The sequence below is a fragment of the Streptomyces bugieae genome (assembly GCF_036352915.1).
In the GTDB taxonomy this organism is placed as follows: domain Bacteria; phylum Actinomycetota; class Actinomycetes; order Streptomycetales; family Streptomycetaceae; genus Streptomyces; species Streptomyces endophytica.
Map to the genome: position 1 here is coordinate 1 of NZ_JAZBJP010000182.1, position 437 is coordinate 437.

A 437-nucleotide genomic window follows, 5' to 3' on the forward strand; every position below is an offset into this window, starting at 1 on the left:
GGCCCAGCTTCACCAGAATGCGGCCCACATGGGTCTTCACCGTCTGCTCAGCGAGGATCAGCTGCCCCGCGATCTCCGCGTTCGACATACCGCCCGCGATCAGGGACAGCACCTCCGTCTCCCGCTCCGTCAGATCCCCGATCCGCTCCTTCAGCGGGGCGCGCGGGGCTCCGGCCGTCCGGGAGAACTCGACGATCAGCCGCTTGGTGATGTTGGGGGAGAGCAGAGCGTCCCCCGCCGCCACCACCCTTACCGCATGGGCCAGTTCATCGGCTGAGGCATCCTTCAGCAGGAAGCCCGAGGCGCCCGCGCGCAGCGCCTCGTACACGTACTCGTCGAGGTCGAAGGTGGTCAGGACAAGCACCTTCACCGTGGAGCCCTCGCGTGCGGTGATTCGGCGGGTCGCCTCGATGCCGCCCAGCTCCGGCATCCGGATG

General features: G+C 68.2%; 1 protein-coding gene. It reads right to left on the minus strand.

The genetic code is table 11. The features are described 5' to 3' along the window. A partial coding sequence (locus tag V2J85_RS40785) for a response regulator transcription factor (protein ID WP_330824413.1) occupies positions 1-437 on the minus strand: 437 nt, incomplete at both ends.